Raw genomic sequence first — 26,525 nt, forward strand, 5'->3', positions numbered from 1 at the left:
AACCATGAACGTATTCAGCTTAAAACAAAACTGACACCGCTTGAAAAGCGATGCCAGATTGCGTAAATCCATGAAATTCTACGATAGACTTTTTTAATACTGTCCGTTAGACAGGGTTCAGTTCATGATGCGGTAGAGGCATTACTCGAGAGACAGAAGGAAATAGACGCTTTGATTAAGGAGCTTCATTTAAAAAATGAGGTAATTATGGCAGCTGAGCGAGACAAAGCGGGCCAAATTATTCTGACGGCACAACGAAATGCTTTGCAAGAGGCTGCGCGCAATGGAATTATCGATTATACTATGGCGGCAAAAATTGTTGGCGATCTAGAAAATGACAATAATGAGAAACATAATGATTAGAACATTTAGCTTTTCCTAATCGTCTTCTCGCTTTTTTAGAGAATATCGGGTGAAGTCAAATTCATCAGCAAAAGTATATTTCAGGAGACCCTGTAAGAAATAACTGTTTGAAATATTACTTGTTTGTAAAAGTTCATTTTTAAAGGTTTCAAACAGTTCCTTAAACAGAATTTCGTGTTTTATAGATGCCTTTATGGCTTCGTGGATCTTATTCAGCAAATCCGGGGAGACTTTAACACCGCTTGGCAAAATGCGCTTTCTCCGATCGCATAAGATTGTAAAGTCGGCTAGACGCACATCAAGAGCGCGGTTATTTTTGGGGAGATTTACCTCTCCGAATAATCTTCGTACATGATTACGAAAACAATTCGCTTCGGAAGGGTTATAAAGTTCGATCCCATTGGGATAAAACCTTTCGAGGACTGCATGGTACATTTGAGAAAGGCTGATTCTGTTTCGTAAATATACTTTACCTGATAAACTGTACCCAGAGAGAATGATCTTTTTTGTGTCATTAAAATCTATAGGGAGAGAGAACTGAACCATAATTTCACGGATTAAAGGGTCGACTGAGTTATATTCGAGCATTTCAGATAGTCCGTTTTTATAGTCCTTTAATCGCGAATACCATTGCGCATCTCCAATAATAAAACCGTTAAGCTGGCTGCACCATTGAAAGGCAGAGCAATTGCTTTCTTTTAGGCAATAGAAAACGATGTCTGATAGACTGCCAAAATATTCTTCGAGGGTGTTAACTGAAACATAATTTATAGTTTCGGCAAAGGCAGAAAGAATATAATGGGGCCAAAACGTTGCAACATAATTATTAAAATGATTTTGCAGTGTTTTCTCGATTTGACGTACTCTTTGCCGGGTGATTCCTAAATCTAAACTGATTTCATGAAGTGTTGATCCCATGGCACGGCTTCTCATTAGTTTTAATGTTCGAGATTTATTAAATAATCTTTGGAGGTCATTACATAAAACCGCCATAAGATCTTCCTTTAACCATCCCATGAATCCTCGAAGATCAGATTCATCGTCGGCACATAACCTTTGGGAGAATATCCCCTTAAGGTCACTCACAAGGGTTATGTTGATTCTTTCAAAGAGGTCGATTAGATTTGTGGGCTGATCCTTTTTATAGGCTTTAACCAAGGAAACAGCCCTAGCCTTGTAATTGTTGCCATGAATCCTTTGGAAAAGATGATTGAGATGCTCTTTATTTTTTTTATTAATTTCATAGGTGTTTACATACTTGTCTAACAAAGTTATTAGGCTCCTGAGGTTTGAAGAGTTCTGTGAACACCAGAGACAGAACGCTTCCCCCAATTCTTCTTTAGTTTCAAGAAGTACATTGGAAGTGACGGAAGATATTCCTTGTTTTTGATCAAAATCTGCAATAGCAAATGAGAATAACCATCCAAAAGCGGCTGCTTTTTCTGGGCTTTCAAGACAAACGTTGAACATTTCCTCTCCTAATACATCCCTCAGTTTATCTTGTAGTTTGTCTTGAGGTTTTAGGTTATACTTCATGAGCGCATCCTCCTAACCGTAAAAAGCAAAAGTGAGCCCTGTTTTCCATAGACAGAGGGCTCACTAAAACACTTTATCACTACAAATCCTGGCAAGACTTGGTGCCCGGTTGTGAAGTTTTCTAATGATAAATTGGAACTACCTCAGATATACTGCGAAAATATAAACAGTGGAAATGATAACCGACAAAATCATTAAAGGGAAAGCTATTTTAAGGAACCCTTTGTACGTGAGGATAACTCCGTTTTTTTCAGCTAGCCCTGCTACAATGACGTTAGCAGAAGCTCCAATAAGTGTCCCGTTGCCCCCTAAGCATGCTCCCAAGGATAAAGCCCACCATAAGGGTTTCAAGTTTGTAATTCCTCCGATTTGCCCCATCTTTTGGATAAGTGGAATCATTGTAGCGACGAAAGGGATGTTATCGATAAATGCGGAGGCAATAGCGGACAACCACAAGATTAACATCGTCGTAGCAGAAATAACTCCGCCTGTAGCTTCAATAGATCTCCTGGCAACCCATTCAATCACTCCGACTTGATCTAAAGCGCCAATAATGATAAATAAGCCTGCAAAGAAAAAGAGAGTCGGCCATTCGATAGTCAGAAAGATATCTTCAGGTTCTTCCTTTGTAATTAACAATAAAAGCGTGGCTCCCCCTATGGCAATAGTCGCTGGTTCGAAATTGAGTACCTTATGCAATAGAAAGCCTAAAATTGTCAGACTTAGGACGAACAGAGACTTCTTTAGCAAAGCAAAATCTTTTATAGCTTCGAGTTCCGGCAAATCCATAATTCGAGCCCTGGCAAGTTCCGATGCTTTTAGCTTTTTACGATAGATAACCCGTAAAATCAGCATGGTTGCTAAGGATGTAACAGCAATGGGGATGAAGAGATTTAGAGCAAAATCCAGGAAGCTCAGGCCGGAAGCACTGCCAATCATAATATTGGGAGGATCTCCGATTAAAGTTGCGGTACCGCCGATATTCGAGGCGAGGATTTGGCTGATAAGAAAAGGTATGGGATCGATAGACAACTCAGAACAAATGGAAAATGTTACAGGTACTATCAGCAAAACCGTTGTTACATTATCAAGTAATGACGAAGTTATTGCCGTTACTGTAGAAAGAGCCACTAAAATCAATACTGGGTCACCTTTAGCAAGCTTGGCGGCTTTGATAGCCATATATTCAAAAACCCCCGTTCGACGAGTTACACCAACAATGATCATCATTCCAATGAGCAGACCAATTGTATTGAAGTCAATGGCTTGTATTGCTTGTTCCTGATTTAGAACATTAGCGAAAAGTATTAAACTAGCGCCAATTAAAGAAACAACGGTTCGGTTGAGAGTTTCTGTGATTATGAGGCTGTAGGTTAAAAGGAAGATGACTAGAGTTATTACTAAAGGCTCAGCTAATGTCACATTCTGCTCTCCTTTCCATGTTGGCGAGAAGCTAAAATAAAGGCGGCTGATTATTTATTCGTAAATAATCAGCCTTCTCTATCTTTTGTCATCGTTAAATAGCTTTCTCACCTTTATCGCCGGTGCGAATACGAATAACTTCCTCCACATTATGAATAAATAGTTTGCCATCGCCAACCTGACCAGTACGTGCGGTTTTAACGATAATATCGATAACTTCATCTAACTTTTCATCAACAGTGACGATTTCTACTTTAATCTTCGAAAGCAAATGTGAAACAACTTCTTGACCACGGTAAATTTGCGTATAGCCTTTTTGCCTGCCAAAACCGAGGACATGTGTCACTGTAATGCCTAAGATTCCGGCAGCCGCCAGGGCATCCTTGATTTCATCCAGTTTACCCGGCCGGATTATGGCTTCAATTTTTTTCATAGGAAAATTCTCCTTTCATATCCATAGGTGGTGCCAATTCTAGTGGAACTGTCTGAACTTTTCCAGCTGTTAAGACATCCACTTCTATAAGTGGGGTGGGTCCGAGTTCATTCACCGGTAGATGACTTCATAACGAATTCTGGATAAGCTAACATGCCCATTTCAGGAATATCTAATCCGGCTAATTCGTCTTCCGGTTTCACACGCATACCGAGAGTCGCATTGAGAATCTTAAAGAAGATATAAGACAAGCCAATACTCCAAACCAGAACTACTGCAGCATCGATCAATTGGGCGCCAAACTGCCCGACATTTCCATAAAGCAGGCCAGTTACTCCTCCGGCAACTCCGTTGAGGCCATCTCCGTAGGTGCCGTCAGCAAAGATCCCGACACTGATGACGCCCCAGATACCATTAACCATATGAACAGAGATAGCTCCCACGGGATCATCAATTTTCAATTTGCGATCGATAAAGAGTACACTGGCTACGACAAGGGCTCCGGCTATTGCTCCAATAATAACGGCAGAATTGACTGAGACGAAGCCAGAAGGAGCAGTAATCGCCACTAAACCTGCTAAAGTACCGTTACACATCATAGAAGGGTCTGGCTTTTTATACTTAATCCACATAATCATCATGGCTACAAAGCCGCCCACGGCACCGGCTAACATGGTGTTAACAGCAACCACGGAAATTCGTAAGTCCGTACCGGCTAAAGTACTGCCGGGATTAAATCCGAACCATCCGAAGAACAAGATAATGGTGCCAAGAATCGCCATCGGTATATCGTGGCCGGGAATAACGTTAACTTTTCCGTTAACATATTTCCCAATACGAGGCCCCAATACTAAGGCTGCTGCCAAGGCACAGCCTCCGCCGATGCTGTGTACTACTCCGGAACCAGCAAAGTCTACAGCACCGTGTCCCAAGCCCCAGTGTGAACCGATTTGAGAAAGCCAACCGCCGCCCCAAACCCAGTTTCCGTAGATTGGGTAAAGAAACATTGAAATGAAGAAACTGCCGATGACAACCGCAGAAAATTTGATTCGCTCTGCCTGTGCTCCCGTTGGTATAGTCACTGCGGTATCCATAAATACCATTTGGAAAAGGAAGAGGATAAATACTCCGACATCATAAGTTCCGCCTGAAGTCAGGAAAAAACCTGTATGACCGAACAAGCCCCAACCATTAACAGCAAATTCGCCAGTGAGGGGCGGTGTTCCCCCGATAGCTCCCACTGCGCCGACTCCACCAAACATCAAACCGAACCCTACGAGGTAATAACCGATGGCTCCTACCAAAAAGACCATTAAGTTCATAGCCATGGTATGAGCGGCATTTTTAGCACGGGTAAAACCGGCTTCAACTAAGGCAAATCCTGCTTGCATGAAGAAAACCATAAACCCTGTAAGTAAGGTCCAAACAAAATTAATTCCAATTTTGTTTTTACCAACTTGAGCGGCGACTTCCGATAATGTTGGATCTCCGGCTTTAGCTGCGGCGATATCGGCAATCCCTCCGGTGTTTGCTCCTGAGGGATCACCGGCAGCTAAGGCTGCTGTTGCAATTAGGAGAATTAAAAATACGGTTAACAAGGTGATCTTAATCAATTTTGACCTTTTCATTTTTTCCCGCCCCTTTCATTAATAATAGACGTTTCTACGATGGTTCAATTTCCATATATTAATAAGGAATAATAGCTGACGATGAGTTTATAAAACTGTTAGGTTTGACTTCTAAGTCTTAAATAGGTCCTGCGCAAATGAAAACCTTTGTAGATACCGAATAAAAGCACCAACATTCCTAAAAACGATGATGGCAATGGCCGGTTAAAAGCACTTAAATAGAAGTTCGGAATTATCAACAGCCAGGCCAAACCGGAAAGTATAATAAAAATGTCTGCACCAATCAGGATCTTGAGTATTTTCATAGAATCACCTCCTTAAAATAAAAGAGACGCTCGGACATCATTGCCCAAGCGTCTTTGCTTGAAATAAATAAGGCGCTCTCGAAATTCATTCGAGAGCGCCTTTGCTCATTACGGTTATTATACGGAGTAATGGTTGTGAAGTCCAGATGCTTTCGCTAAAAACATTGTATACATTTCGTGAGCCAGAGTTCACTGATTGGTAACACTTTGTTAGGATAGTGTTTTCTTGATATTAAAAAAAGGCAGAAGATACCAATGAATTCTTAAAAATATTTACTTACCCGAAAGTTTTTAAAAAAGGATTTTTTGAAGCAATGTCGAATAATTACATAGTTAACAGAGTTAATTAAGTTCGTCGACTTTTTCGCTTAAATAGGATATGATTCAAATGAAATGACACAAGTACGCTTATGATCATAAACACTGTTAAATAAGGACGGGGAAGCCATGAAAGACGTTGCCAATCTTGACTATCTAAAAACCCTAAATCGTCTTAAGGTTTTAAATTTAATTCGGGAAAATCAAGAAATGTCTCGGCAAGAGTTGGCCAAGCTAACCGGACTTACCCCGGCAGCAATCACGGGTATTGTCAGAGAACTTGTCCAAATGGGAAATGTTATCGAACTTGGACCCGGAGAGTCCAGTGGGGGCCGGCGCCCAATTAAACTCAAATTCAATCCTGAAGCGGGATATGTTATTGGAGTGGAGATTACCAGAAATAGAACAACTCTGGGAATTGTCGACCTGCAAGCTAAACCAATCAAAATCATTGAAGCTTCAATTAATATGTCAAATCCTCAAGAGGGACTTCTTGCCCTTAAGAATTGTATCGATAGGCTCATTAATGAAACGGAGATCCCTGCGGAAAAAATCATGGGGGCTGGCTTTGCTCTCCCGGGTTTATATGACCGCAAAGACAATTCTATTAAGCATTCTCCAAATCTTGGAGAGGGTTGGCGCAATGCTCCTATTCGAGATTGGCTGCAAGATGTTATATCTGTGCCCTTTTTTATAGAACATAATTCTAACGCTGCTGCCTTGGCGGAATACACTTTGGGGCAAGGCAAGCATGTTAAAGATTTGGCCTATGTCAATTTAGGTGAAGGCTTAAGTGCCGGAGTTATTATGGACGACCGAATTCTCTATGGCTCAAGAGGTTATGCCGGAGAGATGGGCCATGTTGTTATCGTTGAAAACGGTCCCCTCTGTAACTGTGGTAACAAAGGGTGCCTGGAAAGTCTCTACGCTGTTCCGGCATTGGTTCGTAAGGCCAATAATGAACTGCCTTTATGTTCGACCTCAGATTCGTTAAAGCAAATCTGGGAAAGTAAAGGGCAGGTTACCATTGAAGATATTATAACCTGTGCTTCAGATATCAATTCTTATGCCTGGGAACTCATCAAACAAGCCGGTTGGTATATGGGAACGGGTGTCGCCAACCTCATTAATTTTTATAATCCGGAAATGGTAGTCCTTGGGGGCATTCTGGCCGGAGCAGGGTCAGTTCTCATGGAACCACTCATCGAAAGTATGCATGCTCATGCCTTTCCTGAGATTTCCAAGAATACAAGAGTGGAAATTTCTCTCATCGGCCGTCAAGCAGCATTCTACGGCGCCTGCTTGGTGGGCATAAAAAAGCTTTTTTCAAATGACAGAACGGAGAACATTTATTCCATGACTGTTATTTGAAAATAGATGTCCCTATTAATACGTTGCTAATAAAATACACGATTTTTATTAGCAATCACTCAATGAATGTGGATATAGAAAGGGAGTGGTAGGAAAGATATAATGGCTTTTAGTGCTTTCTGAAAACAGAATTTTTAAGCAATTGGAGGAGGAAGTAATTCAATGAAATTAAAAAGAATCGCTCTTGCTGCCCTAAGTGCAACCCTCGTTTTGGGCTTAACAGCCTGCGGTACTTCCCAAAATACAACGCCGAGTCAAAGTGGAAGTACTTCCGGTCAAAAAATGACCTTACGTTTAGCAGATATTCAACCCGCAGATTATCCAACAGTTGTTGGGGATAACGAATTTGCCAAATTGGTAAAGGAACGGACAAATGGACGGATAACAATTTCTGTATATCCTAATGCTCAATTAGGTGACGAAAAAACCGCTATTGAACAACTACAGTTAGGCGCCATCGATTTTGGCCGGATTAATGCTTCTCCTTTGGCATCTTTCGACAAGCAATTAAACGTTTTTAACTTACCTTACCTGTTCTCCAGCAGTGATCAAATGTGGAAAGTTCTCAACGGACCAATTGGCGATCAAATGCTGGCAGGGCTCAAAGATTCAAAAATGATCGGTCTGACCTATTACGATTCAGGGGCCAGAAATTTTTATAATTCTAAAAAACCTGTCGTTCATCCACAAGATTTAGCCGGACTTAAGATTCGCGTTCAGCAATCAGACATGTTTATTGATCTCGTTAAGACTCTTGGCGGTTCCCCGACCCCGATGGCTTATGGTGAAGTTTACAGCGCTTTGCAAACTGGCGTCATTGATGGTGCGGAAAACAACTGGCCCAGCTATTATTCAACCAACCATTATAAAGTTTCTAAGTACCTCACCCTTGATGAGCACTCCCGTACACCGGAAATTCTTTTAGCAAGCCAATCAACTTGGAATAAGTTGTCTCCAGATGATCAAAAGATTGTTCTTCAAGCAGCAAAAGATTCCCAGGCAGTTCAGCGTAAAGCTTGGACTGATCTGGAGAACAAGGCAATTCAAGCAGCTAAGGACAATGGAAACGTTGTAACTAAAGTTGATATTACCGAATGGCAAAAGGCTGCTCAACCTCTCTATGATAAATATGGCAAAGATTATACCTCTATCATTGATCAGATTCGAGCTACAAAATAACAGGCAACATTTACAGGGTGACTGGCAGTCAACCGGTCATCCTGGTTTATTTAAATCATTCGCAGTGCCGTTATAACGGCATATGGGTCTTTTAAGCATAAGTGCAATAAGGAGACGGTGCTTGCGCCCAAGCCTAACAAATGAGAGACTGTGTCTTCTGGTGACAGACAAGTTTTCTTTATTTATAAAATGTTATTTTTTGTAATGAATGTATATATTGCTCAAAACTTTTTTAAAAATTAATATCTTAATTAAAACATCGTCGATATGAAAGAAGGTGGCTGGTTTGAGCCGACTTGAATCTGAAAAACAACGCAATGGGTTCAGGCACTCTGTCAGGAAGGTAATCCATGGCCTGGAAAACGTTGTAGAAGTCTTCGGCGCTTATATGATGGCCATAATGGTCGGTATCGTAATTTACCAGGTCTTTGGGCGTTATGTATTGCACAAAACACCTGCCTGGAGCGAAGAAGTGGCTCTTCTGTTTATGACTGCTTACGGTTTCTTAAGTATCGCCACTGGTTTTGGCCGCAAAAGTCATTTAAGTGTCACACTTTTGTTTGACAAATTGCCTCAGCCTATTCGTAAAGTCCTCGATTTGCTAAACGATATTATTATTATCTTGTTTGGGATTTTCTTATTTTATGAAGGTTACAAATTTACGACTCTGACTTGGAGCTCAATTTTGCCGGCAACCGGTTGGCCGAATGGTTTACAGTACCTGATTGTCCCTGTGACCGGAATCTTAATTGTTATTTATGGATTATATTGGCTGTTTATTGGTGAGGAGGAAGGATCATGACCTTAGGAATTGCGATTTTGCTTGGCTCATTTTTCCTGCTTTTCTTAATGCGGGTTCCGGTAGCTTTGGCATTAGCTGTTTCTTCAGTTCTTACAGGAATCTACCTCCATGTTCCTCTTGAGGTTATTGGACAGAGGATGCTGAATGGATTAAATTCCTTCTCTATGATGGCAATCCCCTTGTTCATTTTTGCCGGGGAAATCATGGGCGAAGGCGGTATCTCACGACGCCTAATCAAACTTTCTAATCTTTTAGTGGGTCGTTTCCGGGGCGGGTTGGCTATTGTTAACGTTCTTTCGACCATGTTTTTCGGGGGGATTACAGGTTCTGCTGTAGCTGATGCCTCTTCAATCGGCAGTATTATGATCCCTATGATGAAATTGCGTGGTTACGACAACGATTATGCCGTCAGTGTTACATGTACTGGCGCAATTCAAGGAGTTTTGCTGCCTCCAAGTCACAATATTATTCTTTATTCCCTGGCAGCCGGCGGGGTGTCCATTGCCGGCTTGTTTGCAGCAGGGCTAGTTCCGGGAATTGTTTTAGGACTTGCTCTTATGGTAACCAGTTATATTATTGCTGTTCGGCGGCGCTATCCCAAAGGGGAGAGTATTCCGCGCAGTGAAATGATGCGGGTTATTATTGAAGGTATTTTAAGTCTGACAACAGCCTTAATCATTGTCGCAGGTGTTTTGCTGGGAGTCTTTACGGCCAATGAGTCTGCTGCCATTGCCGTCGTCTATTCTTTAATTCTTGTCATTGTTGTTTTTCGTGAAGTGACGTTTAAAAACATCAATCACATTTTAATCGAAACGTTCCGTAAATTAGCTGTTGTCCTCTTTTTAATTGCTGCATCATCAGCTTTTGCCTGGTTTCTTTCTTATCTCCGTATACCGGACATGGTTATGACCTTTATTACTTCAATCTCAAGTAACAAATATGTTGTTCTTCTTTTACTGAATGTCATCTTGCTGGTGCTAGGTATGATTATGGATATGGCGCCGTTGATTCTGATTGCCACTCCGATCTTGCTTCCAGTTGCTACGCAATATGGCATGGATCCTATTCAATTTGGCGTAATGCTTATGCTGAATTTAGGGATAGGTTTACTGACTCCTCCGGTAGGAAGCGCTATTTTTGTAGGCTGCACCATTGGGGAACTAAGCTTAGAGAAGGCTTTCAAAGCGATGCTGCCCTTTCTCAGCGTTATGATCGTAATGCTTTTGTTACTCACCTATGTGCCGGCAGTATCTATGACCTTGCCTCATTTCCTGACTCATTAAGACTATAAAATCGTGGATTGAAATTGAACGGTGGTAGTATAAGTATGTCAAATAGTTACACTTATAATGGACTGGTCGTAACAAGGGAAGAAATCCTGGAGAAGGTTAACCAGATTCGAACGCTTATTACTCAAGAAGGCTATGACGGTCTTCTTGTTTCTTCCCAGGTTAATCTCAGCTGGTTAACCGGGGGAAGGTATTTCGTTAATTTTGCTTCAGTTGACGGACTTGCTCAACTTTGGATTGGGCGGGAAACTGTAGAACTGATTGCCAATAATATCGAAGTTCAGAGGCTTTGGGAGGAAGAAGGGGCTGCTGAGATCTGTGATAAGACTATCATTTTTCCCTGGCACGATGACAAGCAAAAATCAGATGCCTTGTCAGAGCGCTTTAAAGGATTGAAGATAGCTGAAGAAAGAGATCTTGCTTCTCCCTTATCTAAACTGCGGCAAACATTAACTGAGGCAGAACAAGAAAGGTATGCAGCCTTGGGTCAAATGGCGGCGGGGACAGTGGAATCTGTAGCCAGAGAATTTAACCCCGGGGAAACTGAGCTGGAGGTTGCCGGCAGGATGGCCAAAGCTTGCTTTGAGCGGGGAATGGAGCCCATCGTTTGTTTAGTCGGAGCCGATGAACGTGTCCTTTCCCGGCGCCATCCTCTGCCGACGTTTAAACCCGTCAATAAATATGGGCTTCTTGTCCTGGGTGCCAGGCGGTGGGGATTGGTAGCCTCTGTTTCTCGAGGGGTGTATTTTGGGGCTATACCTTCTGAGCTTAGCCAAAAGCAGAAGGCAGTTAATAGAGTAATCGCCGCCTATTGGGCGAAGTCTCAGCCGGGAATATCCCTTGGAGAGGCTTTCCGGGCGGGCCGGGAGGAATATGCCAATAGCGGTTATCCTGAGGAATGGAAATGTCACCATCAAGGCGGTTTAGCAGGTTATCAATCAAGAGAAATTAAAGCACTCCCGGATTCGAAAGAACTGATTGTCGTTGGGCAAGCATTAGCCTGGAATCCGACGATTCAGGGTGCTAAGGCGGAAGACACCGTTTTAGTGAGGCCGGAGGGGCTGCGTAATCTTACAGCCACGGGAAAATTTCCGACGCAGATTGTTCAGATTGCTGGGGAGACCTTTGAGGTGCCACTGATTTTAGAAAGATGAGTTGGTGAACTATGGATAGAATTCTTAACGTGGGTTTAATTGGCTTTGGTATGGCCGGTCAAGCCTTTCATGCCCCAATTATTACGGCAGTTCCTGGGCTTCGGCTTAAAACTGTTGTGGAACGAAAGAGCTCAAAATCGAAGGAAGATTATCCATGGGTTGAAGTGGTTCATGATATCGAGGATGTTTTCAAGGATAACAGCATTGACTTAATCGTTGTGGCTACACCCAATGAGACACATTTTGATTATGTGAAACAAGCTCTTGAACAGGGAAAGCACGTAGTGGTTGAAAAACCATTTACCGTGACATCTCAGGAAGCTGCGGCGCTGATTCAGCTTGCCCGCAGCAAAAAACGGATTTTAAGTGTCTACCAAAACCGGCGCTGGGACGGGGATTTTCTTACCGTTCAACAAGTAATCGAACAGGGAATGCTGGGACGACTGACAGAATATGAGGCACATTTCGATAAGTATTTAGAAACTCTGCGTCCCAATACCTGGAAGGAAAAGTCTCTTCCCGGCTCCGGCATTGTCTATGATTTAGGGTCTCATCTGCTGGATCAAGCTCAGATGTTATTTGGAATCCCTCTCAGTGTAACGGCGGATATTCGCTCGCTTAGGGAAGGGACGGAAATTGAAGATTATTTTGAGATTCAATTAGGTTACCAAAACTCCTTAAAGGTTACCTTAAAAGCAAGTATGTTGGTTCGAGAACCGGGGCCTCATTTTCTCTTGCATGGTACCAAAGGTTCATTCTTAAAATATGGAATGGATCCTCAGGAAGCTGCTCTGCGCAGCGGGCGAAGGCCAGGAGAAGATAGTAGTTGGGGTGCAGAATCAGAGTCTCTGTGGGGAAAACTCAATACGGAAATTTCCGGCACCCATTTTGTTGGGAAGGTAGAAACTAAGCCCGGGGATTATCGTGGATATTACAGAAATGTCTATGAGGCAATCGCCGGGGAAAGCAATTTACAGGTTAAACCTGAGCAAGCATGGATTACGATACGCTTAATCGAACTGGCGTATAAAAGTCGGGCGGAAGGCAAAACCATAGTTTTCGATGAAGATGCGTTTCAACTTCCCTAATTTAGATGACCCGGATTTAGAGACTGTTTCTCTGTTGCTCTACAGAAGCTATTGTCTATTTATCCAGTTTTTAGGCCCCTCACTTCTATAAGTGGGGGTTGGTCAATGAGTTTACTTAAATTGCTTATACGAGGAGAGATAATTATGGATTTGCATTACAAAGGTCAAGCTTATACCGGCTATCGGGAAGTAATTCCTGCCAATGAAGGATTAATGTCCTTCGGATTGCTCAAACTGAAAAATCAGGAAGATTATACTGGGGAGTCGGGACGGTTTGAGATTGCGTTAGTAATTCTAAGTGGAAAAGCGACCGTAAACGTTGACGAGCAAGAATATAAAGATTTAGGAGAACGGAAAGACGTTTTTTCGGGCAGAGCAGCGACAGTTTACATTCCTCGAGACAGTAAGTATCAGGTAAAGGCCAAAAGCGAGAACTTTGAAGCGGCGCTCTGTTTTGTTCAAGCTGAGGAAAAGTATCCTTCCTTTGTTGTAAAACCGGAAGAGGTTGTGGTTAACCAACGTGGAGGAGAGACCAATTGGCAGCGGGAGGTTCATGATATTATCGTAGACAATGGCGAAGGAAAGGTCGGCCGGATCGTTGTAGGAGAAACGTATAGTGCGCCCGGCAACTGGTCAAGTTTCCCCTCTCATAAGCACGATACCTATGTTCCCGGTATGGAAACCGAACTTATGGAAATTTATCATTACAGGGTGAGCCCTGACAGCGGCTTCGGGATCCAAGTGCTCTACACTGAAGATCGGGAGTTAAATGAGGCTTATCTGATCCGAGATACTGACAGTGTCTTTATTCCTAAAGGATATCATCCTGTTGTTGCTCCACCTTCAATTAAAGTGTACTATCTGTGGTTCCTGGCCGGAAACATGGGTCGAAAAATGCTTCCCAATGATGATCCGAACTTTAAGGAACTGCGGAAGCTGGAAACTCTTTAATATCATCATGCGAATTCATTAAGGGGGAGTCATTGATGTTGCAATTAAATCGATCACTGTTAGAAGGGAATTGCCATTTTCCTGAAGGCCTAGATATTGGTAAGGATTCTAAACAACTTCCGGAGAAGATCATCCAATTTGGTGAAGGTAATTTTTTGCGGGCCTTTGTGGATTGGATGGTTCACGAAATGAATCAAAAAGGCCTTTTTAACGGTCGAGTAGTGGTTGTTTCTCCTCTGCCGGCGGGATTAATTCCTCAATTAAACGCTCAAGACGGTCTCTATACTCTAATCCTAAGAGGAATGAGTCAGAGGAAAGCGGTAAGCCGAGAGCAAATTATCCGTTCCATCAGCCGGGGAATAGATATGTATACAGAGTGGCAGGAATTTTTAAAATGTGCGGAAAACCCTGATATCGAATATGTCGTTTCTAATACAACCGAAGCCGGCATTGTCTATAGCCCCAGTGACCGTCCGGAGGATACTCCTCCAGCGTCCTTTCCCGGAAAGCTTGCTGTTTATCTTTATCATCGCTACCAGTATTTTGCCGGTGATCCTCAAAAAGGAATGACCATCCTTCCTTGTGAATTGATTGATCGTAATGGAGATCAGCTTAAAGGTATTATTCTTCGCCTGGCAACTGAATGGAGTTGGCCTGAAGCCTTTAAAACCTGGCTAGAGGAACATAACCGCTTCTTTAATACACTGGTGGATCGAGTGGTCCCTGGTTATCCCAAAGATGAAATTGCTGAGCTCACTAATCAATTAGGCTATAAGGATCAATTGATGGATACGGGAGAACTCTTTCATCTTTGGGTCATTGAAGGAGCCGAAGGAGTTCAAGAAAAACTTCCTTTCGTAGAAGCAGGTCTGAATGTGATTTGGACAGAGGATATGACACCCTACCGCACACGTAAGGTACGTATTCTTAACGGTGCTCATACCTCTAGTGTTCCGGTAGCGTTTCTCTATGGCTTGGAAACGGTGGGCGAAATGGTCGAGCATAACGTGTTAGGACGCTATACTCGAGAAGTTATTTTCGAGGAAATCATTCCCTCAGTGGACTTTGACGAGTCAATGTTGACGGAGTATGCTCAGTCGGTCTTGGAACGATTTGAGAATCCCTATATTAAACATTATCTATTGAGCATCCTGTTAAATTCGACCTCCAAATTTAAAACCCGTGTCTTGCCTTCACTCTTGAACTATACCAAAAAGACAGGCTTGCTGCCCTATAAACTCTGTTTCTCCATGGCAGCTCTTTTCGCAGTTTATCGTGGAACTGTTGAAGGCACCGTCATGAAATGTCGTATTGGCGATAAAGACGTTGATATGAAAGATGATCTCGAAACATTACAAATGATGCAAGCTGCCTGGTCGGAATGTGATCAAAGTTTAGAATCTGTCTTGCATCTCGTGCACCGGATATTCGCGGAAACAAAGGTATGGGGACAAGATCTTAATGAGATCACCGGCTTAGCAGAAAAGGTCGGAGCCGATTTGTATGCTATTCTCCAGGATGGTGTTAAAAAGGCAATTGAACGGTCCTTTCTCAATAAATAAATTGATAGGAGTTAAAACCATGGATCTCTTAAAACTAAACGCTCGAGATAACGTCGCCGTTGCCTTAAAAAACCTTCGAGCAGGAGAGATCGTTTCATATAATGAAGGTGAGGTTTGTCCTCTGAGGGATATTCCCGGCGGACATAAGGTGGCACTTCAGGAAATTCATGCTGGCGAGGCTATTATTAAATATGGCTTTCCCATCGGAAAGGCTGTTGAAGATATTCCCCAAGGGCAATGGGTTCATACCCATAATTTGAAAACGAATCTTGGTGAAGTTCTCACCTATCACTATTCCCCCGGAAAAACTGATAGCGTGAATCCTGCTTCGACGGCAACGTTCCAGGGTTTTCGCCGGACCGACGGCAAGGTGGGGATACGCAATGAGATATGGGTAATTCCCACGGTCAGCTGCGTCAATAGAATTGCCGAACTTATTGCTAAAACCGCTGGGGAAACTCTGAAACAACGCGAGACTATAGATGGGGTCTTCGAGTTTAAGCATCCTTATGGATGTTCTCAAATGGGTGAAGATCAACTCTTGACTCAGCAGATTCTGGCTGATTTAATCCATCACCCCAATGCCGGAGGCGTTCTGGTTTTAGGCTTGGGTTGTGAGAACAGCAATATTACTGAAATAAAGAAGCGTTTAGGAGACTATGACCCGGAACGTGTTAAATTTATGGTAGCTCAAGAGGTAGAGGACGAGATTGAGACCGGTGTCCAATTAATACTTCAACTAGCGGATTACGTCCAATCCTTTAAACGGGAAGGCTGTTCTGTTGCAGAGCTGACAGTCGGATTGAAATGCGGGGGTTCTGATGGTTTTTCCGGGATCACCGCCAATCCTTTGGTAGGTCGCTTTTCTGATCGCCTTATAGCTCAAGGCGGTTCGACGATTCTTACCGAGGTTCCGGAAATGTTTGGAGCTGAAACAATCTTAATGAATCGTGCTCTGAATCAAGAGGTCTTTGAGAAAACTGTCAGCTTAATTAACAATTTCAAAGCATATTATGCTTCTTATGAACAACCAATTTATGAAAACCCATCCCCGGGCAATAAGCAAGGGGGCATAAGTTCGCTGGAAGATAAAGCCTTGGGGTGCACTCAAAAAGGCGGCCATTCACAAGTCGTTGATGTTCTTAAATATGCGGAGAGAGTTCACGCCAAAGGATTGAATCTTCTTTCGGCTCCGGGCAATGATATGGTGGCTTCCACGGCTTTGGCGGCTGCGGGATGCCAATTAATCCTCTTCACAACGGGGCGAGGTACTCCCTTAGGTACTTGCGTACCAACTCTTAAAATTGCTACGAATTCGGAACTGTTTAAGCATAAAACCAATTGGATGGATTTTAATGCCGGCAGGCTTTTGGAAGGCCTGAGTATGGACGATTTAGCACAGGAGTTTTGGGATCATGTTTTAACAATAGCTAACGGCAATAAAACTCAATCCGAAAAACTTGGATTCAGAGAGATTGCTATATTTAAGAGCGGAGTTACTTTGTAGTTTCGCAGAGGTTGAGAGGTGCAAATCAATGACAAAAGAAGAAAGCTTGCAGCGTGTCATAAACACAGGGATTGTGGCAGTAGTCAGGGCAAAAAATGCCGAACAGGCGATACGTATCACGGAAGCCTGCCGCGCGGGCGGGATTGACATTATCGAGATTACTATGACAGTTCCGGGAGCCCTGGCAGCTATTCAGGAATTAGCTAATGCCTATAGACAGGGAGAAATCGTCCTTGGAGCCGGTACAGTCCTGGATAGTGAGACAGCACGTGTCTGTCTGCTGGCAGGAGCAGAGTTTATTGTCAGCCCCAGTTTTAATCCTGAGGTCATTCGTTTGGCAAATCGCTATCGAAAACTCGTAATGCCCGGTGCTCAAACTATCACGGAAATGGTTACGGTGATGGAGTCAGGGGCAGATGTGGTCAAGTTATTCCCGGGTAATGCCTATGGGCCTGCATATGTCAAGGCGGTTAAAGGGCCGCTTCCCCAGGTGCAAATCATTCCAACAGGCGGAGTCAGCTTGGATAACGTCGGCGAATGGATCAAAAATGGCTGTTTAGCTGTTGGTGTGGGGGGCGAACTTACTGCAGGGGCTAAAACGGGAAATTATGATCTGATTACGTCCACAGCCCGACAGTTTGTGGAGGCCATTAGTTCAGCACGCAAGCAAGTTTAGGAGTCTACGCTAGGAGTGGTATCATGAATCAGAAGGTCATAGCCTTTGGAGAATTACTGCTTCGGCTGTCACCGCCAGGTTATCAACGCTTGGTGCAGGCGGAACAGTTTGAGGCAGTGTACGGCGGGAGTGAAGCCAACGTATGTGTAACTCTGGCTTGCTTAGGAGCAGATAGCTATTTTGTCAGTAAACTGCCCGACAATCCCTTAGGCCATTCGGCGAACCAGCTTTTGCGCCGGTATGGTGTCAATACGGAATCAATGCTTTGGGGCGGAAAACGCTTAGGCATTTATTTTGCCGAAGCCGGATTTTCTCAGAGAGCCTCTCAAGTCATTTATGATCGTGCTAATTCTTCTGTCAGTGAATTAAGAGAAACGGAAATTGCTTGGGAGACTCTCTTACAAGATAAAGACTGGTTTCATATTACAGGAATCACGCCGGCTTTAGGGGAAGGATGTGCGGCAGCTGTCTTAGAGGGTGTAAAAACAGCTAGAAAATTAGGACTGACCGTTAGCTGTGATTTCAATTACCGTCAAAAACTTTGGTCCCCCCAACGGGCCGGAGAGGTTATGGCCCCTATTTTAGAACAGGTGGATATTGTCTCGGGAATAGGTCCGGTCGAAGCGGAGACTATCTTTGGCATTAGGGCAACTTCCTCCAACACCTATCAGGACTTAGCCTCTCAGTTAATGGACCGTTTTGGCTTTAAGCAAGTCCTCAATACCCTGCGCAAAAGCCAATCTGCCAATCGTCACCTTCTTTCAGCCTGGTTATTTGACGGAAGCACCTTATATACAGCGCCAGAGTATACGCTGGAGATTGTAGATCGGATCGGGGGAGGGGACGCCTTCTTTGGTGCCTTGATTTATGGCCAATTGTCCAATTATGGCCCTCAAAAATCCCTGGATTTTGCAGTCGCCGCATCAGTATTGAAGCATACTATTCCAGGTGACGTTAATTTAGTAACCCTGGGAGAAGTGGAATCGCTTCTTCAGGGAGATTCTATGCTGCGAGTCCAACGCTAAATACGAGATACTGAATATCCTGCCTCGAAAAATATAGACCTATAAGGAAGGAAGCTTCGCCCACAAGAGTGAACTCATTGCATGGAAAGGCAGTAAGGCTCACAAAGGTTGCGTGGGGAAGCGCAGTCAGCGGTTCACCTCAGGTATTACCCGGAGGTTTGGCGGAGCTCCCGCGCAAGCGAGTGGGCGAGCCTTGGAATGCTCCCGCATCATCGGTATAGGTGGCTATAATATAGTACCTGAAGAGTACATGAACAAGGCGCATCCCAAAAAACTGGATGCGCCTTGTTCATTGATTATTTAACTCAAATCAAAGATTTCTTTAAGCTCCTCCTCAGACAACTTGGAAAGGAACGTTTCTCCAGGTTGAATCACGGAATCTACGAGAGCCTTTTTTTTAGCTTGCAAAGCACTGATTTTTTCTTCAACAGTTCCTTGGGCAATAAGTCGAATCACCTGAACAGAGTTTTTTTGGCCGATGCGGTGAGCTCGGTCTGTGGCTTGATCTTCCACTGCGGGATTCCACCAGGGATCGTAATGGATAACCATGTCAGCACCAATTAAATTGAGGCCAGTTCCCCCGGCCTTTAATGAAATTAGAAAGACCTGGCCGCTTCCTGCATTAAAAGCGTTGGCCATTTTCAGCCGCTCGGCAGCTTTGGTTGCTCCAGAAAGATAGAAATGTTCAATGTTTTGTGAGTCTAAGAACTTCTCAATAAGATCCAGCATAGTTGTGAACTGGGAAAAAAGAAGGATGCGGTGGCCACTGCCCAAGGCATCTGTGATGACTTCCTGCAAGAGAAGCATTTTTCCGCTTTCGCCGGTGTAATCATTGAGGAACATGGCTGGGTGGCCGCAAATCTGCCGAAGCCTGGTAAGAGCTGCGAGAATCTTAATGTGACTTTTATTAAAGCCTGCAACAGCCAGCTCTTGAGCTATCTGACCTTTTGCTTCTTGTAAATAAGCAAGGTATAGTTTTTTCTGTTCTTCTGTTAAAGACGCATAAAGCTGAGTTTCAATTTTATCCGGCAGTTCTTTAAGAACCTCTTTTTTCAGACGGCGTAAGATGAATGGATTCACATGGCGGCTTAACTCGGTAAGAGGCGTGTCTTCTCCTTTGGCAATGGGGACTTCGAACTTTTTGCGAAATTCCGGGTAGGTGAGGAGATAGCCTGGCATGATATAATTGAAAAGAGACCATAGCTCAGAAAGGGAATTTTCGATAGGCGTTCCTGTTAAGGCAAAATAGCCTTTGGCTTGAATTTGTTGAACAGATTTAGCATTCAGGGTTTGTGAGTTTTTGATATGCTGGGCTTCATCAAGAAAGCAATAAGAAAACATAACATCCTTCAAATTGTCAATCTCACGGCGAATAATAGGATAGGAGATAACAACAAGATCCCACTGGCTGATACCTTCTATTTGAGCTTGTCTTTCCTGCGGTGTTCCATCGATGACAAGAATTTTTAGAGAGGGTGTAAACTTTTGGGCTTCTGTCTGCCAGTTATAAATCAGTGAGGTAGGGGCTATAACCAGGGCAGGATCTGATGATGCCTTTTTTTCAGATAAAATAAAAGAGAGAATTTGGAGAGTCTTGCCCAGGCCCATGTCATCGGCTAGAATACCGCCTAAACCGCAGGCAGCTAAAGTCTTTAACCATTGAAACCCTGTCTTCTGGTAATCTCTCAAAACAGGACTCACATCTGCGGGAAGTTCATAGTCTCCATCCTGCGGCTCAAGAACGCTTTGTACGAGTTGTTTAAAGGCCTTGTTGCGCTGCATTCCGGGGAGATTAGCCTGACGGAGAAAACTATCAATATACATGGCCCGGTATTTAGGAAGATTAATAAGTTTTTGGTCCAGATCTTTGGCATTGAGATTTAAATTATCAAAGAGCTGAGCAACGGAGGTTAACTCAGGTTGGTTTAAATCAAGAAAGGAACCATCGCGCAGGCGGTGGTATTTTTTCTTTAAATGCAGGGAATAAAATAAATCTGTTAATTCGCTGGGATCAATATCGTTGTATTGAAAGGATACTTCAAGGATGTCTGACGTTTCATTTAAACGAACTTGACCGAAGAAGGTCGGAGCGGAACGAATTTTGAGTTTGAATTGATCGGAATAGTATATCTCGGCCAGATTCTGAAGCAGGGGGATTCCTTTGGCTATGAATTCAAAGATTTTATCGTCGTCATCAAGGTAAATGCGCCCTTTGGAAACAATAAATTCGGCCTGCTCCAAAATACTAAGGATTGTCCGTTCTTGTGTGATGGATCGAATGAGGATGGTCTCATCGGCGGAGTTAGTGGTAATGTCACGAGTTGAGGTGAAAGGGTTTATGGCAACATTTCCGTAATGAAATTCTAAACGTGCCGTAATGCCCATATCTTCAGAGCGATCAAAGAATAGTTTGGCTTCTAACATATCTTGACTGAATTTGTCTTCTAAGATGGGGTCAATAGAGATCGTTCCGATTTTTTCAATCATGGGCAAGGATTCAGAGACAAACGTTTCTTTTTGAGCCGCCGGAATAACAATGTCCGTCACAGCATTCCCGTTCAGGCTGCTTATAAGGGATGGAAGCAGGTCTTTTTGAGCTGCAGTCGCCTGATAAATGGTTTGATGGTACAAATAATAGCTGCCGTCTGCTGTTAATTGCAGGGGGATATCCGCGGATTCCAGGGTCAAGGCCAGGTCTTGATCCTGGGAATTCAGAGAAAATTCCAAGGACAGACCATCTCTGACAATTCGCATGCTTTGTGGACTCGAACTATTAACCTGGCAAAGAAATTCTTTATTGTCCATTGCATCCAAAAATTTCGTCAGATAATAGCCGGATAAAGGCAGGGGTCTTTGTTTAAACAAATTCGAACTATAATAGCTCCCCTGCATTTCAAGCAGAGAAGCATGTTGTTCATACATCTTAATCAACATGGAAACCAGCCCTTGATCTTCTGCCTTAAAGGTTTGACGCTGAGGCTCAAAGGTGAATTGTTTGCCAAATTCCAGAGATTGGCCTGTTTTAAGAGCAGTAAGGAATTGCTCAAAGTCTTTCACGATATAAAGGCGCTGCAGCCCAATTTTAAGCTGTAAATCAGCTGATAAGTGATAGCCAGTCATAATAGTGAGCTCTGCATTTAAGGTTAGTTCTTCTAAATGAAAGTCCCGCTGTTGATGAGAAAAGGCTTGAAGGAATTTCTCCACAGCCTGATTTTGTTTCGAGGGCTTAGACCAAGACATTGTTTTTTGCAGAATAGTTTTTAGAACTGCAATGACGTGTTTACATGCACCGTGATATTCGGCAAAGGCAGGACAGGTACAGTAATAGGAGTGTAAGGCTCCCTCTTCTGCGAAGACTAACTGGACTTCATAACGTAAATTGCCGATGACAGAAGCGCTGACAGTACCTTTTTCAGAGTCATAGCTACAATCACGAACCCTATTGGTTAGGAAATAGGAGATTCCCTTTTTATAGACACGGTCATTATCAGCTAGTTTCATGATTTGTGGTTCTGAGATTAAAAAACGAGGCATGAAATTACTCCTTTAGCGGCATAATGCAACTAGACTAATTTTTACAGGAATCGAGTTAAGAATATCATAAATGAGGTTAGGCGTCTAACCTGACGCTTCAAGTTGTATAGGACAGCCGTGATAGGGAAGAGAGGTCAGCATTTGACAAATGGCAAATACTAACAAGTTGTTATGGCTTAAAATCAGAACAACAATTTTCGGTCATCCTTTGGCAACGCATAATGCTGAGGAGGCAAAAGTTGGGGTCAGCGGAGGAATTCCGGTTTTCGGGTCGGATATTATTTCGTCTCAGGGGTATGCTCCTGATGAGATTTTATATATCCTGCTGCTTGCCGGTTCATTGGGGTTTGCCTATATTTTAAAAGTCTCATTTACCATTGTACTTTTAGTCATCAGTATTTTCCTGGTTTATCGTAAAGCGATCCAGAAATATCCGGAAGGCGGTGGATCCTATACGATTGCCAAGGCTTATTTGGGTGATACCTATGGCCTGATCGCCGGGGCAAGTTTGACCTTGGATTATGTCCTGACGGTTGCCGTCAGCGTCAGCTCGGCGATTGAAAACCTGACTGGGATTTTTCCCTGGCTTGCTTCCACTCCCCATAAAGTCATTGCTGATTGTCTGGTTATTATTTTTATGGCTTGGGTTAATCTGAGAGGCTTAAAAGAATCCGCCAAACTATTTGCTGTCCCTGTATATCTTTATATCTTAACCATGGCGATTTTAATCGGAACCGGACTGACAGAGATTTTTACTCATGGGGTAACACCTGCTGCCGCAGCAACTGGGCATCAGGCAGCATCCTCTGCCGGCGAGATGACCTGGTTTATTTTGGCGCGGGCCTTTGCCGGCGGAACAACAGCTTTGACGGGTTTTGAGGCTGTAAGCAATGGAGTAACAGCCTTTAAAAATCCTGCTCAAAAGCGGGCTATTCATACCTTGTTTATCCTTGCAGTTATTGTATCAGCAGGATTAATCGGTTTGACTTATTTAGCGGGTGCATATCAGCTTGAGCCTTCAGAAGGGAATACCATCTTAAATCAATTGGGTATCATCATTTTTGGACGAACAATTCCTTATTTTGTCCTCATGGGGACTGCAGCGGCCATACTAATTATTGCCTCAAGCACACCTTATGCAGGACTACCTATTTTATTGAGTTTAATGGCACGGGATGGATTTACACCCAGGTATTTTAAAAATTTAGGGGACCGTTTAGTATATAGTGTAGGTATTTGGACCTTGTTTTTTGTTTCCAGTTTTCTCATCATTATTTTTCAGGGGGATACTCATATGATGCTTCCCCTCTACGCTATTGGTGTCTTTATTTCCTTCACCCTGACGGGAGCGGGGCTGGCTAAAAATACTTGGCAGGAGAAAGGAATCAAGTGGAAGTCAGACTTCGCTATTTTTAGCTTTGGAGGCATTGTGTCTTTCCTGGTCTTAATTGTGTTTATTACGACTAAGTTTACCCAAGGCGCTTGGATTATTTTGTTGATTATGCCTTTGCTGGTTTTCATATTTCGGGGAATTAACCGTGTTTATCGAGGGGAAATTCAAAACATTGAAGTTACCAGAGAAGCTACTGTTGACTTCCACAACTACGTCATGAAAGTTAAACAACGAAGGGAGCACGTTGAGCTAACAGACTATAAAAATAAAATTATTGTGCCGGTATATGATCTGAACCTAATAGTGCTTAAAACGTTAAGGTATGCTTACGCCTTAACGCCTCAAGTTTCTGCCGTTCATATTGCCTCCGATCCCAAACGAACGGAAAAGTTGCTGAAGCATTGGGCAGAACACCACATTGAAATTCCTTTGGAAATTGTTGAATCTCCCTATCGGGCAATGGTTCACGATTTTTTGAATTACGTTGATAACGTTGAGAAGAAAGGGGAATTTGAAACCATAACCGTTGCGATTCCGGAATATGTACCTGTAAAATTGTGGCACAACATTTTGCATAATCAAACAGGACAGTTACTTAAACTAATGTTGCTGCTTAGGAAGAGTATTTTAGTGACGAGTGTCCCATATCATCCTGAGACGAACGAAGGCGCATAGAAAATTAAATGTCTTCGTCAAGATGGGGGTCGAAATTGCTCTTTATTGAGAGGATTAAGACTGTTTTTTTGTGTATCCTGTTAAATCATCAGGATAATGTCTCTGCTTCTATTGCAGGATAAATGAGCCTATATGTAGAAGAGGTAGACAAGCTACAATACGAAGCTTTGGGGGGAGATGTGCTATGCTTATCACTTGTGACAACAATATGCAAATGGGCTATATTTACTTGATGCCCAATGATACAACTGTTGAGTATACCCTCGAGGAAAGCGACATTGGATTATATTATGACATCAAAAGTCTCAGCATACCAAGGATAAAATGGCCGGGCATGGGCCAACTTTTAAATCAGATGCGCTTGTCGGTAAAGACCTATCGAGAGGCAGTCAATAATGTGTTTCATTGCGAATATTGGAATGATCTCGATAGTGAAGGTTATATGATGGGGATTGAACTTTATTTAACAGAAGACATCCTCTTGCCTCTTGTGGCTCATCAGGCCTTTAAGCTTTACGATGTGCGCTGGCGGAATCAAGATTTTAAAGTGCTGACCCTGGATGCTTATCTGGATGTTTTAAACAAGGACAACGTTATTTATCCCTTAACCGCAGAGAAAGATGCCTTTGTTATTCTTTCTATAGATCCCCTCTCCAATGTGGCGAGAGTCATGGCTTTAATTTCCGGAAGAGATGATCTTTATCCGGTGGACTATCTCCGGCAGCCGCTGTTTATTCTGGCCAATTCAAGCCGCAGTTTTGAAAGTCAGTAAGTTTATGGGTTATAATGCTGGAATTTAATATCTTATTAAATGGTAAATGAATCAAATCAGAAATGGTGGTTTTTCAAGAAAGCGGCACAGTATAGGTTGGTAATTTGGTTTTTAAGTATAATGAAGTTGAGTCGGATTGACACAGGTTTTTTAAGGCATAAAGTCTTAGAGTAAAAAATGATAGAAAAGGGTTGTAACAGTTCATTGTCTGAATCTGTTACAACCCTTATACTTTTAAATTTAAGAGGGGTTTGGCTCAAAGGCTTTTTGGACTTCCTTCAAATGTTCTCGAATTGGGAGCTGCTGAGGACAGACTTCTTCACAGGCACCGCACTCGATACAGGCAGAAGCTTTACTTTCCGGGGTAAAGAAGGTGTTATACGCAAAACGGGAGGAACCAAAATCATCATATATATGGGCGTCATTATAAAGGGCGAAGTTGTTGGGAATATTTACACCGGAAGGGCAGGGCTGGCAATAGCCGCAGGCCGTACAGTCAACCTTGTTTAAGGATAAGTATTGTTTTCTAACTTCGTCTATTAATTTATGTTCTTTGTCCGTTAGGGAATTGGCTTCGGAAATATCCGCCAGGCGTAAATTCTCGCCAACTTGCTCCTTGGTGCCCATCCCGCTTAAGAGTAAGGTCACTTCAGGATGGTTCCAAACCCAGCGCAGTGCCCACTCGGCAGGCGATCGTTTGACCTCCGCCTTGTCCCAGAGTTTGAGTATGGAAGACGGAGGATTTTTAACGAGCTTGCCTCCCTTCAGAGGCTCCATAACGATTACGGCGAGCCCTTTTTCTGCTGCATACTTTAGTCCTTTATTACCCGCTTGGAACTCCGTATCCATGTAATTATATTGGATTTGACAGAAGGTCCAAGGATAGGCGTCGACAATTTCCTGAAAAACCGGGAATTTATCATGAAAGGAAAATCCTGCATATTTAATTCGCCCGTCTGCCAAAGCCTTTTGGAGAAAGTCTGCAAAGTCAAAGCTCTTGGCCTTTTCCCAGGTGGCTTTGCTAAGGCCGTGCAAAAGATAGAAGTCAATGTGATCTGTTTGAAGTTTTTTTAATTGTTCGTTGAGGATGCGGTCAAAGTCTTCACGACTTTGGCAGCGAAAAAGAGGGAGCTTCGTAGCAAGCTTAACTTTTTCCCGGTAACCGTTTTGCAGCGCTTTTCCGACTAATAGTTCACTTTGCCCTTGATGGTAGGGATAAGCGGTATCAATATAGTTAACTCCGTTATCGATAGCATAACGGATTAAGGAGATCGCTTCCGGCTCATTGATTTTACTGGGATCTCCATTCAGGGTAGGGAGACGCATACAGCCAAATCCCAGAATTGAAGCTTGATAATCTAAACTGCCAAATTTTCGGTATTTCATAGACCTACTTCCCTTCTTTCGTCGTTTGGAATTAATAGTTATAGCGTATACTCTTGAAAACAAGATTTCAAGGGGACTACTCCTTTGCTTAAGGAAAATGAGTATGGACAGAACGGTACTATCAGGAGAGCATGTATTAAGGTGGACAATTGTCGC

The 26,525-nt window shown here is 43.0% G+C and carries 22 protein-coding genes; 15 read left to right on the forward strand and 7 right to left on the reverse strand.

Going from position 1 to position 26,525, the window contains the following annotated elements; all coding sequences use genetic code 11:
- The first annotated feature begins 207 nt into the window (after positions 1-207).
- Complete coding sequence (locus ACPUYX_RS19690; RefSeq protein WP_426381310.1) at positions 208-363, forward strand: hypothetical protein; 156 nt, start codon at positions 208-210, stop codon at positions 361-363.
- Between the two features lie 15 nt (positions 364-378).
- Here ACPUYX_RS19690 and ACPUYX_RS19695 read toward each other — a convergent pair whose 3' ends face one another.
- The 5 genes from ACPUYX_RS19695 to ACPUYX_RS19715 all read right to left on the reverse strand — a co-directional run bounded on the left by ACPUYX_RS19695 (position 379) and on the right by ACPUYX_RS19715 (position 5,687).
- A complete protein-coding gene (locus ACPUYX_RS19695; protein ID WP_426381311.1) occupies positions 379-1,899 on the reverse strand; it encodes a hypothetical protein in 1,521 nt (506 codons plus the stop codon).
- Between the two features lie 138 nt (positions 1,900-2,037).
- Complete coding sequence (locus ACPUYX_RS19700; protein WP_426381312.1) at positions 2,038-3,321, reverse strand: SLC13 family permease; 1,284 nt, start codon at positions 3,319-3,321, stop codon at positions 2,038-2,040.
- Between the two features lie 94 nt (positions 3,322-3,415).
- Positions 3,416-3,754, reverse strand: coding sequence for a P-II family nitrogen regulator (locus tag ACPUYX_RS19705; protein ID WP_426381313.1), 339 nt, complete (start codon positions 3,752-3,754; stop codon positions 3,416-3,418).
- A 107-nt stretch (positions 3,755-3,861) separates the two neighbouring features.
- A complete protein-coding gene (locus ACPUYX_RS19710) occupies positions 3,862-5,382 on the reverse strand; it encodes an ammonium transporter (protein ID WP_426381314.1) in 1,521 nt (506 codons plus the stop codon).
- Between the two features lie 98 nt (positions 5,383-5,480).
- Entirely contained in the window at positions 5,481-5,687 is a 207-nt protein-coding gene (locus tag ACPUYX_RS19715; RefSeq protein ID WP_426381315.1) for a hypothetical protein, read from the reverse strand.
- Positions 5,688-6,134: 447 nt separating this feature from the next.
- On the opposite strand from ACPUYX_RS19715, the gene ACPUYX_RS19720 reads away from it, so the two are divergent.
- The 12 genes from ACPUYX_RS19720 (at position 6,135) to ACPUYX_RS19775 (ending at position 18,830) form a co-directional block, all read left to right on the forward strand.
- Positions 6,135-7,376, forward strand: coding sequence for an ROK family transcriptional regulator (locus ACPUYX_RS19720; RefSeq protein WP_426381316.1), 1,242 nt, complete (start codon positions 6,135-6,137; stop codon positions 7,374-7,376).
- A 162-nt stretch (positions 7,377-7,538) separates the two neighbouring features.
- Positions 7,539-8,555, forward strand: coding sequence for a TRAP transporter substrate-binding protein (locus tag ACPUYX_RS19725; protein WP_426381317.1), 1,017 nt, complete (start codon positions 7,539-7,541; stop codon positions 8,553-8,555).
- A 286-nt stretch (positions 8,556-8,841) separates the two neighbouring features.
- Positions 8,842-9,357: a TRAP transporter small permease gene (locus ACPUYX_RS19730; RefSeq protein WP_426381318.1), complete on the forward strand. Its 516-nt coding sequence runs from the start codon at positions 8,842-8,844 to the stop codon at positions 9,355-9,357.
- On the forward strand, positions 9,354-10,640 hold the full coding sequence (locus ACPUYX_RS19735) for a TRAP transporter large permease (protein ID WP_426381319.1): 1,287 nt from the start codon (positions 9,354-9,356) through the stop codon (positions 10,638-10,640). The genes ACPUYX_RS19730 and ACPUYX_RS19735 overlap by 4 nt, the downstream gene beginning before the upstream one ends.
- Before the next feature lie 44 nt (positions 10,641-10,684).
- Positions 10,685-11,800, forward strand: a complete 1,116-nt coding sequence (locus ACPUYX_RS19740; protein ID WP_426381320.1) for a M24 family metallopeptidase — start codon at positions 10,685-10,687, stop codon at positions 11,798-11,800.
- A gap of 11 nt (positions 11,801-11,811) precedes the next feature.
- On the forward strand, positions 11,812-12,888 hold the full coding sequence (locus ACPUYX_RS19745) for an oxidoreductase (RefSeq protein WP_426381321.1): 1,077 nt from the start codon (positions 11,812-11,814) through the stop codon (positions 12,886-12,888).
- A gap of 105 nt (positions 12,889-12,993) precedes the next feature.
- Positions 12,994-13,839 (forward strand): 5-deoxy-glucuronate isomerase, encoded by an 846-nt coding sequence (iolB, locus tag ACPUYX_RS19750; protein WP_426381322.1) that lies wholly within the window; start codon positions 12,994-12,996, stop codon positions 13,837-13,839.
- A gap of 35 nt (positions 13,840-13,874) precedes the next feature.
- Entirely contained in the window at positions 13,875-15,401 is a 1,527-nt protein-coding gene (locus ACPUYX_RS19755; protein ID WP_426381323.1) for a tagaturonate reductase, read from the forward strand.
- 19 nt (positions 15,402-15,420) lie between these two features.
- Positions 15,421-16,908: a UxaA family hydrolase gene (locus ACPUYX_RS19760; protein ID WP_426381324.1), complete on the forward strand. Its 1,488-nt coding sequence runs from the start codon at positions 15,421-15,423 to the stop codon at positions 16,906-16,908.
- A gap of 28 nt (positions 16,909-16,936) precedes the next feature.
- On the forward strand, positions 16,937-17,584 hold the full coding sequence (locus ACPUYX_RS19765; RefSeq protein ID WP_426381325.1) for a bifunctional 2-keto-4-hydroxyglutarate aldolase/2-keto-3-deoxy-6-phosphogluconate aldolase: 648 nt from the start codon (positions 16,937-16,939) through the stop codon (positions 17,582-17,584).
- A gap of 23 nt (positions 17,585-17,607) precedes the next feature.
- Positions 17,608-18,609 (forward strand): PfkB family carbohydrate kinase, encoded by a 1,002-nt coding sequence (locus tag ACPUYX_RS19770; RefSeq protein ID WP_426381326.1) that lies wholly within the window; start codon positions 17,608-17,610, stop codon positions 18,607-18,609.
- A 77-nt stretch (positions 18,610-18,686) separates the two neighbouring features.
- Positions 18,687-18,830, forward strand: coding sequence for a hypothetical protein (locus ACPUYX_RS19775; RefSeq protein ID WP_426381327.1), 144 nt, complete (start codon positions 18,687-18,689; stop codon positions 18,828-18,830).
- A gap of 79 nt (positions 18,831-18,909) precedes the next feature.
- Here the strand turns inward: ACPUYX_RS19775 and ACPUYX_RS19780 are convergent, their stop codons facing one another.
- Positions 18,910-22,143, reverse strand: coding sequence for an SNF2 helicase associated domain-containing protein (locus tag ACPUYX_RS19780; RefSeq protein ID WP_426381328.1), 3,234 nt, complete (start codon positions 22,141-22,143; stop codon positions 18,910-18,912).
- A gap of 148 nt (positions 22,144-22,291) precedes the next feature.
- Between ACPUYX_RS19780 and ACPUYX_RS19785 the strand changes: the two genes are divergently transcribed.
- Positions 22,292-24,211 (forward strand): APC family permease, encoded by a 1,920-nt coding sequence (locus ACPUYX_RS19785; RefSeq protein ID WP_426381329.1) that lies wholly within the window; start codon positions 22,292-22,294, stop codon positions 24,209-24,211.
- Between the two features lie 184 nt (positions 24,212-24,395).
- Complete coding sequence (locus ACPUYX_RS19790; RefSeq protein ID WP_426381330.1) at positions 24,396-24,983, forward strand: hypothetical protein; 588 nt, start codon at positions 24,396-24,398, stop codon at positions 24,981-24,983.
- Positions 24,984-25,223: 240 nt separating this feature from the next.
- On the opposite strand, the gene ACPUYX_RS19795 is transcribed toward ACPUYX_RS19790, so the two are convergent.
- Entirely contained in the window at positions 25,224-26,369 is a 1,146-nt protein-coding gene (locus ACPUYX_RS19795) for an aldo/keto reductase (protein ID WP_426381331.1), read from the reverse strand.
- Between the last annotated feature and the right edge of the window lie 156 nt (positions 26,370-26,525).

Origin of the sequence: Desulfosporosinus sp. SYSU MS00001 (assembly GCF_049943955.1) — a bacterium.
GTDB lineage: Bacteria > Bacillota > Desulfitobacteriia > Desulfitobacteriales > Desulfitobacteriaceae > Desulfosporosinus.

Excerpts from the sequence above, each read along its gene's own strand:
- ACPUYX_RS19710 (WP_426381314.1), bottom strand. The coding sequence starts at position 5,382 with ATGAAAAGGTCAAAATTGATTAAGATCACCTTGTTAACCGTATTTTTA.
- iolB (WP_426381322.1), top strand. The coding sequence starts at position 12,994 with ATGAGTTTACTTAAATTGCTTATACGAGGAGAGATAATTATGGATTTG.
- ACPUYX_RS19770 (WP_426381326.1), top strand. The coding sequence starts at position 17,608 with ATGAATCAGAAGGTCATAGCCTTTGGAGAATTACTGCTTCGGCTGTCA.
- ACPUYX_RS19715 (WP_426381315.1), bottom strand. The coding sequence starts at position 5,687 with ATGAAAATACTCAAGATCCTGATTGGTGCAGACATTTTTATTATACTT.
- ACPUYX_RS19795 (WP_426381331.1), bottom strand. The coding sequence starts at position 26,369 with ATGAAATACCGAAAATTTGGCAGTTTAGATTATCAAGCTTCAATTCTG.
- ACPUYX_RS19765 (WP_426381325.1), top strand. The coding sequence starts at position 16,937 with ATGACAAAAGAAGAAAGCTTGCAGCGTGTCATAAACACAGGGATTGTG.
- ACPUYX_RS19690 (WP_426381310.1), top strand. The coding sequence starts at position 208 with ATGGCAGCTGAGCGAGACAAAGCGGGCCAAATTATTCTGACGGCACAA.
- ACPUYX_RS19720 (WP_426381316.1), top strand. The coding sequence starts at position 6,135 with ATGAAAGACGTTGCCAATCTTGACTATCTAAAAACCCTAAATCGTCTT.
- ACPUYX_RS19780 (WP_426381328.1), bottom strand. The coding sequence starts at position 22,143 with ATGCCTCGTTTTTTAATCTCAGAACCACAAATCATGAAACTAGCTGAT.
- ACPUYX_RS19735 (WP_426381319.1), top strand. The coding sequence starts at position 9,354 with ATGACCTTAGGAATTGCGATTTTGCTTGGCTCATTTTTCCTGCTTTTC.
- ACPUYX_RS19785 (WP_426381329.1), top strand. The coding sequence starts at position 22,292 with ATGGCAAATACTAACAAGTTGTTATGGCTTAAAATCAGAACAACAATT.
- ACPUYX_RS19790 (WP_426381330.1), top strand. The coding sequence starts at position 24,396 with ATGCTTATCACTTGTGACAACAATATGCAAATGGGCTATATTTACTTG.
- ACPUYX_RS19755 (WP_426381323.1), top strand. The coding sequence starts at position 13,875 with ATGTTGCAATTAAATCGATCACTGTTAGAAGGGAATTGCCATTTTCCT.
- ACPUYX_RS19705 (WP_426381313.1), bottom strand. The coding sequence starts at position 3,754 with ATGAAAAAAATTGAAGCCATAATCCGGCCGGGTAAACTGGATGAAATC.
- ACPUYX_RS19740 (WP_426381320.1), top strand. The coding sequence starts at position 10,685 with ATGTCAAATAGTTACACTTATAATGGACTGGTCGTAACAAGGGAAGAA.
- ACPUYX_RS19745 (WP_426381321.1), top strand. The coding sequence starts at position 11,812 with ATGGATAGAATTCTTAACGTGGGTTTAATTGGCTTTGGTATGGCCGGT.
- ACPUYX_RS19725 (WP_426381317.1), top strand. The coding sequence starts at position 7,539 with ATGAAATTAAAAAGAATCGCTCTTGCTGCCCTAAGTGCAACCCTCGTT.
- ACPUYX_RS19695 (WP_426381311.1), bottom strand. The coding sequence starts at position 1,899 with ATGAAGTATAACCTAAAACCTCAAGACAAACTACAAGATAAACTGAGG.
- ACPUYX_RS19760 (WP_426381324.1), top strand. The coding sequence starts at position 15,421 with ATGGATCTCTTAAAACTAAACGCTCGAGATAACGTCGCCGTTGCCTTA.